We start from the raw sequence: 16,154 nt of genomic DNA on the forward strand, positions 1-16,154 counted from the left end.
ATCGGTCAGCGGGTCGTCGATGCGGAGCACGTCCAGGCCCCTGGTGATGTCACTGGAGTAGATGTGGCCGTTGTAGTAGTACGCCGACCACGCCGCGGGTCAGTTCGCGAGGTCCTCGTCCCTGATGGTCTCGACCCGGCAGTGCGAGAGCGCGTTCCGCTTCGGCTGGTAGACGCAGACCTTGAGGTCGATCCTCTTGACCTGGCCCTTCGTCTCGAAAAGGTAGCCCTTGTACCCGGAGGAGGCGCAGGACCAGCGCACCGGCGACCAGGACGGCCCGCCCTTCTGGTAGTGGAACCTGGCGCGAACCCAGGCGCAGTGACCGGGGTGGCGGTCTCGGTCGTAGATCCTGCCGTACGCGGTGAAGTGGCTCTCGTTGAAGCCGGTGACCCACAGCTGAGCCTTGGCGTACCCGGAATGCCCGGAGCCGGATCTGACCGTCCCCAGATAGAAGTCGCCCTGGGCCGTCGCGCTCGCCGCGGCGGGCAGTCCCAGCACGAGCGCGGTGGCCAGCAGCGCTCCACGGACGATCCTGCGCATCGTCTCTCCTCTTTCCTGTGCTTCCCTGTGCTTCCCGGCGCGGGTTCTTCTCGGCTCGGGTGATCCGTCACCAGTGATACGCGAGACGACTTGGAACCCTCTTGCGAGTCACTGCCCGTGGCGCACCGCCCGGTCCGCCGCCTCATCCCGCCGAGGAATCCGGGGAGCCGGAAGGATCCGGAGAGCCGGCGGACAGCCGCGCGGCGGTATGGGGTGCCGTTAAGAACCGCACCCCCAAAAACTGACCGCGACGACGAGGGCCCTAGTAGGACTTGGTTACCTCGGGTAGGAGACGGTATGTCACCTGCTTTGGGGGTGGGGGAAGATGACCCCTCAAGAACTGGACGCCGTGCGGGGGCGGTTGGAGACCTTCGCCGCTGAGGTGTTCTCCGGTTTTGCCCGTGCTGATCAGCGGCGGTGGGGCGAACGGTATGTGCGGGGCCTGCTGACCGATGGGGTGCGTAAGTCGATGGAGCCGATGGCGGATGGAGGCGGCGATCGACCCGGTGGCGTGGGTGGTCGACGATGTGTCCTTTGTCAAGGACGGCGATGAGTCGCCGGGCGTGGCCGCGCAGTACTACGGGGTGCTGGGCAAGAGGGCCAACTGCCAGGTCGCCCCGAGCGTGCATCTGGTCACCGGCGCCGCGTCGTGTCCGGTGAACCGGCGGCTGTGGGATCCGTCCTCGCCCCGGGTGCCGGAGGCCGAAGCGGTGACGGCGCGCCGCCGCCGGGCTCGGATCCCTGAGGAGGTGGCGCATGTGCCCAAATGGCGGCCGGCCGTGGACATGCTGGATGAGCCGGCATGTTGGGGCTGGATGCGCCGCTGGTGGTCGCCGATGAAGGGTATGGCCAAGACGGGACCTTCCGGCTGGCCCTGACCGAGCGGAACATCGCCTACGTGGTGGGGGTGCGCTCCGATACCGCGCTTTTGGCGGCCGGTGTCTGCCGCACCAGGACGCCGTGCCCCTGAACCGGAAGCACCCGCCGGGCAACCTGTGGCGTCGCATGGCAGCGCTGCTGGACGGTGGTGCTGCTCGTTGCGGCCGGTTCGGTCGTCCTCGGCACCTCGCTGGCTCAGGCGAGTAGTCTCGGACGGACATCTCGTACAGACGAATCAGAGTCGGAGAACGGGGCCGGCTGCCCTCGCTCGATCTCCGCCGGGCCGATTACTGCTCGGGGCCGCGTTCCCCATGGCCCCTCGGGGCTATCGCGAGATCGCACTTCAGCTGCCGCAGGTGCCTAGGGGCAAGCTGAAGTGCGATCTCGCGAAAGAAGGTGCCTGCCGAGTTGCTCAGCTGGCGCCGAGCAGCTCGGTGATCTGCGTGTAAAACGGGGCGGGGTCGCCCGCGAGCGATGCCTTCACCATCGCGGTCCAGTCATCGACGATCACCTCGAGCGACCCGGCGGCCAAGCCGTCGAGCGACAGGCGCGGGACATCACGGGGATCGATCTTGGGTCCGTCGTAGCCGGACGACATGTCCGTGTCGGCAGCGCCGAGGAGGACACCCTGAACCAACGTGTCCTGAGCGGCGAGCTCGAGGCGCACGCCGTTGGTCATGTTCCATTCGGCGGCCTTGGCGGCGGAGTACGAGCTGGTGCCGGGGGCGGCGAACCAAGACAGCGCCGACAGCACGTTCACGATCGCGCCGCCGCCGTTCGCCGCGAGGACGGGACTGAACTCGCGGATCACGTCGAGCGTGCCCCAGAAGTGCGTATCCATCTCGCGGCGCACTTCGGTGAGGTCGCCAGTGACGAGGGGGGCGCCGGTCACGATGCCGGCGTTGTTGATGAGGAGCGTCACATCGCGCGCGGTCGCCGCGGCCGTAACGACGGACTCGTGGTCGAGCAGATCGAGTCGCAGCGGCACCACCCGGCTGTCGTCGAAGTAGAGGCCCTCGAGGCTCTCGGAGCGGCGGGTCGTCGCGTACACCTTGCTCACCCCGCGCTCAAGCAGCTCGAGCACGAACTGACGGCCGATACCGCGGTTGGATCCGGTGACAAGGGCGATCTGGTCGGCGATATTCATGGATTCCTTGCTTCCTGCGTAGGCCTTCTCGGGTTTCGGCGGGGCCGCATCCGGCCCGGCTTCGACTACCCTAAGAGTTCACGTTGACGTCAAGGTCAAGCCGAGAATCGCGAAGTCAGAGTCAGAGGAGGATGCAGATGCGGATAGGCGATGTCGCGCACCGGGCGGGGGTCAGCACCAGAGCTCTCCGCTACTACGAAGAGCAGGGTCTGCTCGCCCCGGAACGCACCCCCAACGGTCAACGGACCTACCCCGAGTCGGCCGTCGAACGTGTCCGGCTGATCCAGCAGTTCTTCACCGCAGGCCTGCCCAGCCGCACCATCCTGCAGCTGCTGCCCTGTGTCGACACCGGCCACGGCCCCCCCGAGGTGTTCGAGCTGCTGGCGGCCGAGCGCAACCGCATCACCGCCGCCATGGCCGACCTCGCCGCCGCGCGCGACGCCCTCGACGACATCATCGACATCGCGAACCATCCAACCCCCGAACATTGCCCCGCTCTCCGCGAACCCGCCTGGGCGCCGTACAGCGCTACCGACGCAACGACGGTTGCGGCCAGCCCGGCTGCGGACATGCCCATCACCGGCTGACCGCGGGACGGCAGGAACCTCCAGCGGCGCCTCGTCATCAGCACTCAACTCATCACATCGGCCTCCTGACACAGATACGTCCGCGTCAACGAACCCGATCAGAGGGGTCAGAGATTCCCTGCGGTCTCCCCGCCCGCTTCGCGCGGGGAGACCGCAGTCAACCCCGAGATCCTCGCCGCGCTCGCACCAGGGGCTAGTGCGACGTTCCTCACCGGAAGTACAGATCCACCCCGGTCCTGGCACCAGGAAGGCAGGGCCGACGATCCCGGCTTCCCCGCAGCGCGTTCGCTACCTCCAATGAGGAACGGAGCACTAGTAGGACTTGGTTACCTCGGGTAGGAGATGGTATGTCACCTGCTTTGGGGGTGAGGGAAGATGACCCCTCAAGAACTTGAGGTCGTGCGGGCGCGACTGGAGACGTTTGCCGCTGAGGTGTTCTCTTGTTTTGCCCGTGCTGATCAGCGGTGGTGGGGCGAGCGGTATGTGCGTGGCCTGCTGACCGACGGGGCGCGTAAATCGATGGAGCCGATGGCGGCCCGGCTGGGCGTGGACCGCCAAGGGCTGCAGCAGTTTCTCACCGATGCCCCCTGGTCGCATCAGCTGGTGCTGGCCGAGCTGGCCTGGTGGATGGACGCGGCGATCGACCCGGCCGCCTGGGTGGTCGATGATGTGTCCTTTCCCAAGGACGGCGATGAGTCGCCGGGCGTGGCCGCGCAATACTGCGGGGCACTGGGCAAGACCGCCAACTGCCAGGTCGCCCCCAGCGTGCATCTGGTCACCGACGCCGCGTCGTGTCCGGTGAACTGGCGGCTGTTCGTGCCAGAACAGTGGGATGCGGCCTCGCCGCGGGCAGCGGATCCGGCCGCGGTGGCGGCGCGCAGGTGCCGGGCCCGGATCCCTGAGGACGTCGCTCATGTGCCCAAGTGGCAACTGGCCATCGACATGATCGACGAGCTGTGCTGCTGGGGACTGGATCCGCCGCTGGTGGTCGCGGATGAGGGCTACGGTCAAGACGGAGCCTTCCGCCTGGGCCTGACCGAGCGTGGCATCCCTTACGTGGTGGGGGTGCGTTCCGATACCGCGTTGCTGGAGGCCGGGGCCTGCCGCACCGCTGCGGCCTATGGCGGGGTCGGACGGCGGCCGGTGCCGCGTTACCGGGATAAGCCGTGCTCGGCCCGGCAGATGGTTACTGCCGCCGGGCGGCGCGCGCTGCACACGGTGACCTGGCGGCCCGGGTCCAAAGGGCCGCTGCGCTCCCGGTTCGCCGCGCTGCGGGTACGGCCCGCGGGGTGCGGATCCGCCGCGCCCATGCCGGTGAAGAACTGCCGGAGTGCTGGCTTTTGGCCGAATGGCCACCGGGCGAGAGCGAGCCGGTCAAGTATTGGCTGTCCACCCTGCCCGGCGACCTCCCGCTGCGGCGCCTGGTGAGAATGGCGAAGATCCGCTGGCGGGTCGAGCACGACTACCGTGAGCTGAAGACCGGATTGGGCCTGGACCATTTCGAGGGCCGTACCTGGAGCGGCTGGCACCACCACGTCACCCTGGTCTCGGTCGCACACGCGTTCTGCACCCTTGAACGACTCAACCCAAAAGCGCCGGCTGCGGCTTGAGCACCTACCAGGTCATCGCCGAGTTGCAGCTGCTTCTGGCCTGCTGGTCCGGGATCTGCCCCACCTGCCGCCGCACGCTACCCAGACACGCCCAGCCCGTCCCCACCTAACCAAGCCCTACTAGTGCTGCGTTCCTCAACGGGGATAGCGAACGTGCGGTGGAGAACCCGAGGTTGTCGGGAGGCCTTCCCTGGCCTTCGGCATCCCGCGCCGGCAGGAATCTGTGTCTCCAACGAGGAACGTTGCACTAGTGGTTTCTGAGCAGGATGTTGCCCGTGATCCTGGGCTCGCAGAGCTCCTCGGCTCCCGGGGCGCCGGCCACGATGGTGAAGCCGGTCGGGGCCAGGCGCAGTTCCATCACCGCGGCTCGCTCGGCGGCGGGCAGGGCGGTGTAGCGGGCCAGCAGCTCCTCGTCGTCGAACAGGTCGGCGTCCGACAGGAAGACCGGGGAGGTAGGGTGGCGGCGGCCCAGGTCCAGGATCTTGCCGCCGCCGTCCCAGTTGACGCCGTTCAGCGCGACCCAGCCGATCCCGTCCAGGCCCTCGAACAGGCGGGCCGCGTCGCCGAAGCGGTGGGTGCGCATCACCGGGTGCAGGTAGGCGTCGGCGTCCAGCACATCCTGGTCGCGCGGGTCGCCGGTCGCCGAGGAGTGCGTGCCGTAGCGGCCCGCGGAGCGGCCCAGGCCCAGTCGGTGCACCACCGACAGGCCCTCCTCGCCGGTGTCGCCGCCCGAGAGCAGCCGTACCAGCTCGCGGTCGATCAGCCGCTGGTGCTCGCCGAAGCTGTGGAAGAGCCACAGGTACATCAGGCCGCCGGGGGAGAGCCGTTCGGCCAGCCAGGCCAGGCCCGCGCGGGGGTCGTCGAGGCAGTGCAGCACCCCGGTCATCACGATGAGGTCGTAGGGCCCCTCGAAACCGTCCCCGCCGATGGCGCCGCGTACCAGCTCCACGTTGGTCAGCCCGTTGCGCTCGCGCAGCTCCCCGGCCACGTCGAGCGAGGACTGCGACAGGTCCATGCCGGTGAAGCTCGCCCGCGGATACTGCGAGGCGAGCCCGAGCAGCTGGTGGCCGGTGCCGCAGCCGGCGTCCAGCACTCGTTTGCCGGCCAGGGTCTTGTCCCTGGCGACCATGCCGATGCCGAGCGCCAGGTCCAGGATCAGGTCGTCGCCGACGGTCAGGGAGGGGCAGGGGTAGCGCTCGTACAGCTCCCTGACCTGATCTACGGCGCTCACGGGGTGTCGATCTCGTCGTACGGGATCTCCTCGATCCGGCGGGCGAAGACCCAGTGGTGGCCTTCCAGGTCCTCGGCGGTGTAGTTGCGGTCGCCGTAGAAGCGGGTGCCCGGCTCGTCGCGGATCACCGCCCCGGCCTTCCTCGCGCGCTCGTGGTGCTCGTCCACGTCGTCGACGAACACGTACAGGCTCTGGTGCGGCTCGCCCTGGCCCCGCGGCTCGTGCCTGCGGCCGTCACCCGTCCCGGCGAGCTGCACGACCCCCTCGCCGAACGACAGCTCGGCGTGCACGATGGAGCCGTCGTCGTCGTTCAGCACCTTCCGCTTTTCGAATCCGAACGCCTCGATGAGCCATTCGATGGCTTTTCCGAGGTCGGCGTAGAAGAGGACGGGGGTGATTCTCGGCATTCCGTCGGGTGGGTTGAGCATTTCTCTCTCTCCCTCGGTCGGTGACCTTGGAAACGTACGGGAACGCTACCCCGCATCCCGCCGGCGAGACGTCCGGGCGTTCGCGATTTGCACCGCTTTCACGGGTTCCACGAACCGGTCACGTGTTCGGCAGGCGCAGGCCGCCGTCCAGGCGGACGACCGTCGCGTTGAGGTAGCCCAGCTCGCACACGGCCCGGACCGCGCGGGCGAACTCCTGCGGCGTTCCCAGCCGGGGCGGGAAGACGATCTGCCGTACCAGCGGGCGCCGGAACTCCGGCGGGATCGCCTCGAACAGCGGGGTGTCGAACAGGCCGGGGGAGAGCGCGCACACCCGTACGCCGACCGAGGCCAGGTCGCGGGCAGCCGGCAGGGTCAGCGCGGCGACCGCGCCCTTGGAGGCGGCGTAGGCGGTCTGACCGGCCTGGCCGTCCTCGGCGGCGGCGGAGGAGGTGTTGACGACCACGCCCCGCTCGCCGTCCTGTAGCGGCTCGGTCGCGGCCATCGCGGCGGCGGCCAGGCGCATCACGTTGAAGGTGCCGACCAGGTTGACCGCCAGCGCCCGCTCGAAGGTCTCCAGGTCGTGCGGGCGGCCGTCGAGGCCGAGCGTGCGGGCGGCGGGTGCGATGCCCGCGCAGCTCACCGCCACCCGCAACGGCCCGGTGAGTCCCGCGGCCACCTCCACGGCGTGCTCGACCGACTCGGCGCGGGTCACGTCGGTCTCCACGAACGTGCCACCCACCTCGCCCGCCACCGCGGCTCCCGTACGGGTGTCGGTGTCGGCCACGACCACGTGTGCGCCGGCCTCGGCGAGCTCGCGCGCGGTGGCGGCGCCCAGCCCTCCACCGGCCCCCGACACCAGTGCCGTCACCCCTCGCAGCTCCATATCCGTTTGGCCGCCTTTCCGCAATGCTAGGCGAATGTGATTACTTATCAAGACATATCCTGACGCGAAATTCCGCATTCACGCTGCACCCCACAGACGTGAGGTAACCAATGACGATTTCCAACGGCGCTGACAATGTGCACGACCTGATCGCCCGCCGGCGGCGCGAGCGAGATCGCATCCCACGACGCGCGATACCCGAGGAGGGGGTGCCGGTCTCCTCCACCCAGGAGCGCATCTGGTTCGGCGAGAGGTTCAATCCGGGATTCGGGTTCTACCACGTGCCCGCCACCCTGCGACTGCGCGGCCCCCTCGACGCCGGAGCCCTCGACCGGGCGCTCTGCGAGGTGATCAGGCGGCACGAGATCCTGCGCTCCACCGTCGAGGAGATCGACGGCATGCCCGTCCAGCGCGTCGGCGACGCGCCCACCGGCGTGCTGCGCTCCGTCGACCTGGCCGGCGAGCCCGATCCCGGGGCCAGTCCCGAGGACGAGGCCGCGCGGATGGCCGCCGACGATATCCTGGCCCCGTTCGACCTGCGGCACGGACCGCTGGGGCGGGCCCTGCTGCTCAGGCTGGGGCCCGACGACCACGTGCTCGTGCTGACCTTCCACCACATCGTCTTCGACGACCCGTCCTTCGGCATCGTCGGGCGCGAGATCGAGGCCCTCTACACCTCCTCGGCGCCCCTGCCCGAACTGGATCTGCAGTACACCGACTTCTCGGTCTGGCAGCGCGAGCGGCTGCGCACCGAGGAGGTGCGCTCGCGCCTGGTCGACTACTGGCGGCGGACCCTGGAGGGCGTGCCCCGGCTGCTCGACCTGCCCTCGGACCGGCCCCGCCCGCCGCAGCGGAGCCGCGCGGGCCGCTTCCACCGCTCCCGGCTGCCCGCGGACGTCGTCGGCGCGGCGCGCGCGATGGCGCGCGAGGAGGGCACCACCCCGTTCACCGTCCTGCTGGCCGCCTACGGCGTGCTGCTGTCGCGCTACGCCGACCAGGCCGACATCGTCACCGCGGTACCCGCCGCCGGACGCATCCGGCCCGAGCTCGAAGAGCTCGTCGGCTGCTTCATCAACATCATCTGTCTCCGCCTCGACCTGCGCGGCGAGCCCACCTTCCGCGAGCTGCTGCGCCGGGTGCGGCACGCCTCCGTCGAGGGCCACGACCACGAGGAGATGCCCTTCGAGGAACTGGTGCGCGAGCTGCACCCGCAGCGGCCGCGGAGCCACACGCCGCTGTTCCAGGCGGGGCTCGGGGTACGCGACAACGACGGCGTCTTCCTGAACCTGCCGGGCGTGCGGGCCTCGGAGTTCGTGCCCGACGTCGAGGTCTCGCACTTCGACCTGATGGTGGACTTCAGCGTCGACGGCGACGGCATGGCGGGCCTGTGGGGTTACAACGACGACCTGTTCGACCCCGCGACCGTCGAGGTCCTCGCCGAGCAGTTCACGCTCCTGCTCACCGAGGCGTGCGCCCAGCCCGACCGTCAGGTCGGCGACCTCCGGCTGCCCGCCTCCCCGAGGTTCCCCCAGCCCGAGACCGTCGGCGCCGAACCTCCGGCCGCCGTCCTGGCCGGGCGGGCGCGGCGCGCACCGGACTCGCCCGCCGTCACCTCCGTCGACGGCACGCTGACCTACGCCCAGCTCGACGCGCACGCCGAAGCCCTGGCACCCGCCGTGCGCAAGGGGGCCGAACCGCCGGCCGCCGACACCCCCGACCTCGCCGTGTGGTGGTACGCCAGGCTCAAGGCCGATGGCGGCCCGCGGGACGCGGGCTGCGCGCGGGCCGCGGACCTGGCCTCGCGGATCGGCCTGGGCGCCACCGGCACCGTGCTCACCTTCGCCCCGCCCGCCTCCGGCGCGCTCGCCGACGCCATGCTGCTGGCCCTCTTCTCCGGCGCGCACCTGGTGATCGCGCCCCCCAAGGCCGCCCGTGACATCGAGCGGCTGAGGACCCTGGTCGGGGACGCCACGGTCGTGCACGCCCCATCGGCCACGTGGCGGCTGCTGCTGCGCGAGAACGCCCTGCCGGAAGGCCGTCCGTTCACCGCGCTCTGCGACGCGGCCACCACCCCGGACCCCCTGGTACGGGAACTGGCCGCGCGAGTCCCCACCTGGACCCTGTACGGAGAGCGCTGGGCCGCGGCCCACCGGATCGACCCGCTCGCCGAGCCCCGCAGGGGCGTCCCGCTCGGCGTCCCGCTGGCCGGCACCCCGATCGAGGTCATCGGCCGGGCCGGGCGCCCTGGCGCCACCGGCGTACCCGGCGAGATCCACGTCGGCGGCGCCGCCACCGGGGACCGGGGCCGGATCCTGCCCGACGGCTCGCTGGAGCTGCTCGGCCGCTTCGACCGGATGTTCACCGTCGGCGGGTTCCGGGTGGACACCGACGAGGTGGCCCGCTCCCTGGCCGGCCGCCCCGGCGTGGTCGAGGCGATCGTGGACGTGCGCCACGACCGGCTCGTCGCGTACGTGGCCGGTGACGGGATCGATCCGCGGAAGCTCACCGCTCACCTGCCCGAATACCAGGTGCCCGGCTCGGTCGTCGTCCTCGACGCGCTGCCCAGGAGCGCGCGGGGCGACATCGCCCACGAGGAGTTGCCCAGCCCCGAGGCCCCGGGCGACGAGGGCGGCCAGGTGCCGATCAGGGGCGGCACCGAGGAGTCCGTCGCCGGCATCTGGCGCGAACTGCTCGGCGTGCGGGAGATCGGCGCCGCCGACGGCTTCCTCGACCTCGGCGGCCACTCGCTCACCCTGGCCCGCCTCAGCCTGCGCTACGAGGTGGCGTTCGGCATCGAGGTGGAGCTGCCCGACCTGCTGCGCCACGCGACGGTCCGCGAGCAGGCGGCACTCATCGACGAGCGCCGCGCGCAGGCCGGCCTCACCGGAGAGGGGAAGTCGTCATGACCTCGGTATCCGCCAAGCCCGCGCAGGCCACGAGCGAGGGACCCCCCAGGACGAGGCTGGAGTCGCTGACCGGGCTGCGGTGGTTCGCCGCGTTCGGCGTCTTCTTCAGCCACGTCGCGATCCTGCTGCCGCTGCCCTACCTCAACGAGCTGTTCATCCTCGGCACCGCCGGGGTCACCTTCTTCTTCGTCCTGTCCGGATATGTCCTGACCTGGACGTTCTTTGAGAACGACACCGCGCCGAGGTTCTACTGGCGCCGCTTCGCCAGGATCTGGCCGTCGCTGCTCATCACCACCGTCGCGGCGGTCGCGCTGCTCGTCGGCGGCCAGCTCTGGCCCACCGAGGGCGGCACCTCGCTGGTCTGGTGGACGGTCGCGACGCTGCTCCTGGTGCAGGCGTGGATCCCGGCGTCGTTCCAGAGCGACACCGTGCCGCACACCGTCTCCTGGTCGCTGTCGTGCGAGGCGTTCTTCTACGCGGTCTTCCCGTTCGTGGTCCGCCCGATCGTGCGGCGCACGCTGCGCCAGATGGTGACGATCGCCGCCGTGCTCATCGCGATCAGCATCGGCACCCGGGTCTGGCTCTGGCTGGCCAATCCGCAGATCACGCCGGAGAACTGGTTCACCTCCGACCTGTACTACTTCGCCACCCACTCGCCGATCGCCCGGGTCAGCGAGTTCGTGCTGGGCATCGTGATCGCCGCCGCCGTACGCCGCGGCTGGCGCAGCCCGCTCGGGCTGCGCGCGGCGACCGCGATCACGGTCGGCTACTTCGCGCTGCTGTGGGCGTGGTCCGTCTCGGGCCTGTGGCCGACCGCGCTGGCCGAGGCCGCCAACCGGGGCAGCATCGTGGTGTTCGCGCTGCTCATCGCGGCGGCGGCGACCAACGACCTGGCCGGTCGGCGCAGCCTGCTCGGCTCCCGCCCGCTGGTGGCGCTCGGCCAGTGGTCCTACGCCTTCTACCTGGTGCACTTCCTGGTGCTCTTTCCGATCGCCAAGCACGCGTTCGGCCGGCAGTCGCTCTACGACTTCCCGCCGCCCAGCTGGGCGCACCTGCCGTACGCGGTGGCCGGGCTGGCGGTCAGCGTGCTGCTGTCGTGGGGGCTGTACCGGCTGTACGAGTACCCGATCGAGAAGCGGCTGCGGGCCATGCTGCGCCGCGAACCGAAGACCGCACCCCCGGCCCCGGGCGCGGAGCCCTCGATGTGAGGCCGGGCGCGCCTGCGGGGAGTCGGAACCGCACCGCCATACGACCACGACCGAGTGTCCGGGCGCGCGGAGTTGCGTGAGGGGTTCGGGGTATGCGCCGGACGCAAGCGGGTCGATGCTCAGTGGCACAGTGCTAGGAGGCCGCTTCGCGTGGTTCGACTGGAGTGGCGGCCACCCCTCCGCCCTTTCAGTAGATGTCGCGGACGTAGCGTTTGTCGGTGGACAGGCGTTTGACGTAGATGTCGGCGGCTTGTTCGGTGAGGTCACCATGGGTGGTGATGATGTCACGGAATGCTTTGTCGACGTCTTTGGCCATGCGGGAGGCGTCGCCGCAGACGTAGAGGTGAGCGCCGTTCTCCAGCCAGGTCCAGAGACGGTGGCCGTGTTCGTGCATGCGGTCCTGGACGTAGATCTTGTTGCGCTGGTCTCGGGAGAAGGCGGTGTCGAGGCGGTCGAGGGTGCCGTCGTCGCGGAGTGCGGTGAGGTCGTCGCGGTAGTAGAAGTCGGTGGCCTGGTGCTGTTCTCCGAAGAACAGCCAGTTGGGGGCGGGGTGTCCTTGGGCGCGGCGGTCGTGGAGGAAGCCGACGAAGGGGGCGACGCCGGTTCCGAGGCCAATCATGACCATGGGGGTGGCGGGGTCAGCGGGCGGTCGGAAGTGCGGGGAGGGCTGGACATGGATGGGGATGGAGGTTCCGGGTTCGCAGTCGGTGCGGGGGGACAGCCGGGTGGCGCCGAGTTCTTCAAGGCGCTGGTCGAGACGGCGGCCGTGGCCGCAGAAGTCGTTGTAGGAGGAGTCACCGAAAGCCAGGACGGAGTAGCAGAGGTGATCAAGGCGCGTGTCGGTCGCGGCGAGGGCATCCCAGAAGACGCTTCCGTTGTCGGGTGCGTCGCCGTCACCGAAGGTGCTGGTGATCAGGAGGGTGTCGGAGGGGGGCAACGCGGTGGGGTCGGCGTCGTCCATGCCGAGAAGGGTGACCTTGTGCCCGGCGGCGGTGAGGCGCTGCGCCGCGGTGGCGGCGAACTCCTCGGCGTTGCCCGTCTGTGACGCCCACAGCACGGTGATCATGCGGCCCTGCACGGGTGAGCTGTGGCTGGGGTGTTCGGCCAGTTCGATGGTCGGGTGAGAGGCGGCGCGGGAGAACCGCCCGGCCAGGCGTCCGTCCACCCACAACGCGTGCTCGCGGCGGAGTGGTGCGGCGGGGGGCAGGACCGGCACCCCTGCCGGGTCCGCCCCGATTCCGGTGAGGAATCCTGCCAGGTAGTGGCGTTCGTGTTCGTCGAAGGCGGGCGGCCGGAGGTCGGTGATGCCGAGGACGTCCGCGAGCACCGGGTGATCCGCGCCGAAGGCCGCCGGAGCCGACGGCTGGGCGGGCACGACCTCGGTGGCCTCGCCTTCGGGCCGGGTGACGACGACGGGGATGGCCGACTTGGCTAGGGACACGGCGCAGACCTTGAACTCCGGCTGGAAGGACAGGGGGTCGACGGCGTCGTTGGTCACGGCGTTGACGCTGAGGTACTCGCCGAACAGGTCGTTCCAGTGGAAGGGGGCGAAGCAGCAGCCGGGCCGGACCCGGTCGGTGACGACGGCGGGCAGGACCGCCTTGCCACGGCGGGAGGCGACCTCGACCGGGTCTCCGTCGGTGAGTCCGAGGTCCCGGGCGTCGTCGGGGTGGATCTCGACGAACGGGGCCGGGGTTGAGCTTGTCGACTTTTCCGGTCTTGGTGAGGGTGTGCCACTGGTGCTGGAGCCGGCCGGTGTTGAGCGCGAACGGGTAGTCGTCGTCCGGCATCTCCCGGGCGGGCAGATGGGGCCGGGCGAAGAACACCGGCCGCCGCGGGATCGAAACCCTTTTATCATCGCATATGCATATCTAATCGTATCTTCGTCATGGCATTTGCCGGAGGTGTGGTCGGATATTGGCGGCAGTTACGCGTTCTCTGCGGTTGATGGGAGCCTCGGTGCTGGCGGCGAGTGCGAGTGCGTGCCTGGCGCCCGCGGGTACCCCGGCGGGGCCCGCGCTCCTCGGTCTGGCCGCCGCCTGCGGGTACGACCCGGGTCACCGGACGGCTTGGCGTGCTGTCTTGCTCAGATCACAAGGCAGATGCGCATATATATTGGGCAATTGCCGGACCAAGTACCGGTCTGCCCTTGAAGGTGCCACATGACTCCGGGGGTTCACCTTGTCTGATCATCTGCTGTTCTCCTATGGGACCTTGCGGCTGCCGCAGGTGCAGGCGGCCCGTTTCGGACGGGAACTCGCCGGGCGCCCCGATGCGCTGCTGGGCTTCCGCCTGGAGAGCGTGACCATCACCGATCCCTCGGTGATCTCCGACAGCGGAAGCGACGAGCACCCGGTGGCCGTGCACTCCGACGACCCGCACGACGCGGTCGAAGGCATGGTGTTCACGCTCACCTCTGCGGACCTCGCGGCCGCCGACGCCTACGAGGTCGACGACTATCTACGGGTGAAGGCCGATCTGCGGTCCGGCGCGAAAGCCTGGGTCTACATCGACGCCGCGACCGCCGAGGACTTCCGCTCCCACCGCCTGCTCGACGCCCAGGCCAAAGCGATCGCGCTGTTCGACGAGGTCGTCAAGAGGGACCTCATCGTCGCGGGCGAGACCGAACGGGCGATCAGCGACCGGATCCGCGATCTGGCCGACGAGATGTACGGGACCATGCGCCACTGGCACAAGCGCATCATCAGGTCAGGCCCGCACACCCTCTTCCCCTACCGCGAGAATCCGCCGGACCGGACCGTTGAGGACGACGACATCGTCTTCGCCGACTTCGGTCCGATCTTCCAGGACTTCGAAGCCGACCTCGGCCGCACCTACGTCCTGGGCGACGACCCCGTCAAACACCGCCTCGCCGCCGACCTGCCCGTAATCTTCGACGCCGGCCGCCGCCACTTCGCCGACCACCCCGACATCACCGGTGCCGCCCTGCACGCCGAGATCGGCAGGCTCGCCCGAGCAGCAGGTTGGACGCTCGGCGGTTCCCACGCAGGCCATCTCGTCGGCGAGTTCCCGCACGAGACGATCGACGCCGCCGAGATCGAGTCCTACATCGCACCCGGCAACACCACGCCCCTGCGCCGCACCGAGCGTGCGGGCCGTGTCTGCCACTGGATCCTTGAGATCCACCTGACCGATCCCGCACGCGGTTTCGGCGGCTTCCACGAACAACTCCTCGACCTCGGCTGACGCGAAACAGGTCAGGAGGCGCCTCGGGCGTTGTAGACGACGACGTCGCGGGCGCCGTAGGTGCGGAAGACCTCGATGGCCTCCTCCCGCAGCGGGCTGAGGACGACTTCGATGCCGCGGGCCGGGCCGCGATCGTCCGTCCGATGAAAGCGGACTCGGCGATCGCGGCCCGGCTTCGTGCTCGTCGGTGCCTACGAGTGCGGGCGGAGTAGATGAACTTTTCATCCGACTTTGCGGTGTATGGCCAGCTCCCGGCCCGTTGCCCGCCGAGAGCCATAGATCACTGTTGCCGCTGACCGGGGACTGGGTGACGGTGGGGACACCTCTGGCATGAGGACTCGGCCCTCACTCGGCGTGCCAGGACTCGTCATCCCAGCATTCGAAAGGAAACCTGTGCAGATGAGTTCACACGTGCTCCGACTCTTACGCGGCCATACCGGCGCATCCGACGCACCTCCCCGCCGGAGCAGGTTCCGGCGGGTGTTCGTCGCGGTCGCGGCCGCGCTCATGCTCACCACCGTGATGGTCGTCCCCGCCTCGGCGCACGGCTCGATCAGCGACCCGGCCTCGCGCAACTACGGCTGCTGGCTGCGCTGGGGGAGCGACTTCCAGAACCCGGCCATGGCCCAGCAGGACCCCATGTGCTGGCAGGCATGGCAGAACAACACCAACGCGATGTGGAACTGGAACGGGCTGTACCGCGAGGGCGTCGCCGGTAACCACCAGGCCGCGATCCCCGACGGGCAGCTGTGCAGCGGCGGCCTGACCGAAAGCGGCCGCTACGCCTCCATGGACGTGCCGGGCGCGTGGAAGACCGTGGACCGTCCCGCCAGGTTCACCATGAACCTGATGGACCAGGCCTCGCACGGTGCGGACTACATCCGCGTCTACGTCACCAAACAGGGCTACGATCCCAAGACCCAGCGGCTGAGGTGGAGCGACCTGGAACTGGTCAACCAGGTGGGCAAGGTGCCCACCGGTCTCACCACGCCCATTGATGTGTACGCGCCCGGCCGTACCGGCCACCACGTCGTCTACACCATCTGGCAGGCCAGCCACTCCGACCAGTCCTACTACTTCTGCAGCGACGTCAACTTCACCGGCGGCACGAACCCCACCCCCACCCCCACGCCGACTCCGACTCCCACACCGACCCCCACTCCCACGCCGACTCCCACCTCGCCCCCGGCCGGTGGCTGCTCGGCCACCTACCGCACCGTCTCCCAGTGGTCCGGCGGCTTCCAGGCCGAGGTACGCGTGACCGCCGGCTCCGGCGCGATCACCGGCTGGACGGTGAACTGGACCTTCACCGGCGGTGAGCAGGTCAGCTCGGCGTGGAGTGCGACCGTGACCGCCAACGGGTCCGCGGTCAGCGCCCGCAACGCCGCCTACAACGGCTCACTGGGCGCCGGCACCGCCACCACCTTCGGGTTCATCGGCTCCGGCACCAGCGGCACACCCACCCTCACCTGCACCGCGACCTGATCTCCCCGCCGAGTACGCGCGTGTCGGCCCGCCGCCTTCCAGC

11 protein-coding genes and 3 pseudogenes are annotated in these 16,154 nt (G+C 69.7%); 7 read left to right on the plus strand and 7 right to left on the minus strand.

The window, feature by feature from the left end:
- Window positions 1-99 precede the first annotated feature (99 nt).
- On the minus strand, window positions 100-540 hold the full coding sequence (locus tag ABZU75_RS40250; RefSeq protein WP_355566661.1) for a hypothetical protein: 441 nt from the start codon (window positions 538-540) through the stop codon (window positions 100-102).
- Between the two features lie 325 nt (window positions 541-865).
- Here ABZU75_RS40250 and ABZU75_RS40255 point away from each other — a divergent pair.
- Window positions 866-1,510: pseudogene (locus tag ABZU75_RS40255) on the plus strand (transposase).
- 321 nt (window positions 1,511-1,831) lie between these two features.
- Here the strand turns inward: ABZU75_RS40255 and ABZU75_RS40260 are convergent.
- Window positions 1,832-2,566 carry an SDR family oxidoreductase gene (locus tag ABZU75_RS40260; protein ID WP_355566664.1) on the minus strand — a complete coding sequence of 245 codons (735 nt, stop codon included), beginning with the start codon at window positions 2,564-2,566 and terminating at the stop codon, window positions 1,832-1,834.
- Between the two features lie 137 nt (window positions 2,567-2,703).
- Between ABZU75_RS40260 and ABZU75_RS40265 the strand changes: the two genes are divergently transcribed.
- Both ABZU75_RS40265 and ABZU75_RS40270 read left to right on the plus strand, forming a co-directional pair.
- A complete protein-coding gene (locus ABZU75_RS40265) occupies window positions 2,704-3,153 on the plus strand; it encodes a MerR family transcriptional regulator (protein ID WP_355566667.1) in 450 nt (149 codons plus the stop codon).
- Window positions 3,154-3,528: 375 nt separating this feature from the next.
- A pseudogene (locus ABZU75_RS40270) lies at window positions 3,529-4,763 on the plus strand (IS701 family transposase).
- A gap of 247 nt (window positions 4,764-5,010) precedes the next feature.
- Here ABZU75_RS40270 and ABZU75_RS40275 read toward each other — a convergent pair.
- The 3 genes from ABZU75_RS40275 to ABZU75_RS40285 all read right to left on the minus strand — a co-directional run bounded on the left by ABZU75_RS40275 (window position 5,011) and on the right by ABZU75_RS40285 (window position 7,305).
- The gene (locus tag ABZU75_RS40275) at window positions 5,011-5,994 is read right to left on the minus strand and encodes a class I SAM-dependent methyltransferase (RefSeq protein ID WP_355566670.1); all 984 of its coding nucleotides are present in this window, start codon (window positions 5,992-5,994) and stop codon (window positions 5,011-5,013) included.
- Entirely contained in the window at window positions 5,991-6,422 is a 432-nt protein-coding gene (locus tag ABZU75_RS40280; RefSeq protein ID WP_355566672.1) for a VOC family protein, read from the minus strand. Before ABZU75_RS40280 ends, ABZU75_RS40275 begins: the two co-directional genes overlap by 4 nt.
- A gap of 118 nt (window positions 6,423-6,540) precedes the next feature.
- A complete protein-coding gene (locus tag ABZU75_RS40285; RefSeq protein WP_355566675.1) occupies window positions 6,541-7,305 on the minus strand; it encodes an SDR family NAD(P)-dependent oxidoreductase in 765 nt (254 codons plus the stop codon).
- Between the two features lie 110 nt (window positions 7,306-7,415).
- Here ABZU75_RS40285 and ABZU75_RS40290 point away from each other — a divergent pair, with 110 nt between their 5' ends.
- Window positions 7,416-10,211: a condensation domain-containing protein gene (locus ABZU75_RS40290; RefSeq protein ID WP_355566678.1), complete on the plus strand. Its 2,796-nt coding sequence runs from the start codon at window positions 7,416-7,418 to the stop codon at window positions 10,209-10,211.
- Window positions 10,208-11,419, plus strand: a complete 1,212-nt coding sequence (locus tag ABZU75_RS40295) for an acyltransferase (protein WP_355566681.1) — start codon at window positions 10,208-10,210, stop codon at window positions 11,417-11,419. Before ABZU75_RS40290 ends, ABZU75_RS40295 begins: the two co-directional genes overlap by 4 nt.
- A gap of 187 nt (window positions 11,420-11,606) precedes the next feature.
- On the opposite strand, the gene ABZU75_RS40300 is transcribed toward ABZU75_RS40295, so the two are convergent.
- Window positions 11,607-12,917 (minus strand): flavodoxin domain-containing protein, encoded by a 1,311-nt coding sequence (locus ABZU75_RS40300; protein WP_355566689.1) that lies wholly within the window; start codon window positions 12,915-12,917, stop codon window positions 11,607-11,609.
- Window positions 12,918-12,920: 3 nt separating this feature from the next.
- Window positions 12,921-13,277, minus strand: a pseudogene (locus tag ABZU75_RS40305) (molybdopterin dinucleotide binding domain-containing protein); the annotation flags it as partial.
- 323 nt (window positions 13,278-13,600) lie between these two features.
- Here ABZU75_RS40305 and ABZU75_RS40310 point away from each other — a divergent pair.
- The gene (locus ABZU75_RS40310; protein WP_355566684.1) at window positions 13,601-14,626 is read left to right on the plus strand and encodes a M24 family metallopeptidase; all 1,026 of its coding nucleotides are present in this window, start codon (window positions 13,601-13,603) and stop codon (window positions 14,624-14,626) included.
- A gap of 480 nt (window positions 14,627-15,106) precedes the next feature.
- On the plus strand, window positions 15,107-16,111 hold the full coding sequence (locus ABZU75_RS40315) for a lytic polysaccharide monooxygenase (RefSeq protein WP_355566686.1): 1,005 nt from the start codon (window positions 15,107-15,109) through the stop codon (window positions 16,109-16,111).
- Window positions 16,112-16,154: the final 43 nt, after the last annotated feature.

It is taken from the genome of Streptosporangium sp. NPDC005286 (assembly GCF_040607515.1).
In the GTDB taxonomy this organism is placed as follows: domain Bacteria; phylum Actinomycetota; class Actinomycetes; order Streptosporangiales; family Streptosporangiaceae; genus Streptosporangium.

Bases quoted from the DNA above. Each gene is read 5' to 3' on its own strand.
- ABZU75_RS40250 (WP_355566661.1), bottom strand. From the start codon at position 540: ATGCGCAGGATCGTCCGTGGAGCGCTGCTGGCCACCGCGCTCGTGCTG.
- ABZU75_RS40260 (WP_355566664.1), bottom strand. From the start codon at position 2,566: ATGAATATCGCCGACCAGATCGCCCTTGTCACCGGATCCAACCGCGGT.
- ABZU75_RS40265 (WP_355566667.1), top strand. From the start codon at position 2,704: ATGCGGATAGGCGATGTCGCGCACCGGGCGGGGGTCAGCACCAGAGCT.
- ABZU75_RS40280 (WP_355566672.1), bottom strand. From the start codon at position 6,422: ATGCTCAACCCACCCGACGGAATGCCGAGAATCACCCCCGTCCTCTTC.
- ABZU75_RS40285 (WP_355566675.1), bottom strand. From the start codon at position 7,305: ATGGAGCTGCGAGGGGTGACGGCACTGGTGTCGGGGGCCGGTGGAGGG.
- ABZU75_RS40290 (WP_355566678.1), top strand. From the start codon at position 7,416: ATGACGATTTCCAACGGCGCTGACAATGTGCACGACCTGATCGCCCGC.
- ABZU75_RS40295 (WP_355566681.1), top strand. From the start codon at position 10,208: ATGACCTCGGTATCCGCCAAGCCCGCGCAGGCCACGAGCGAGGGACCC.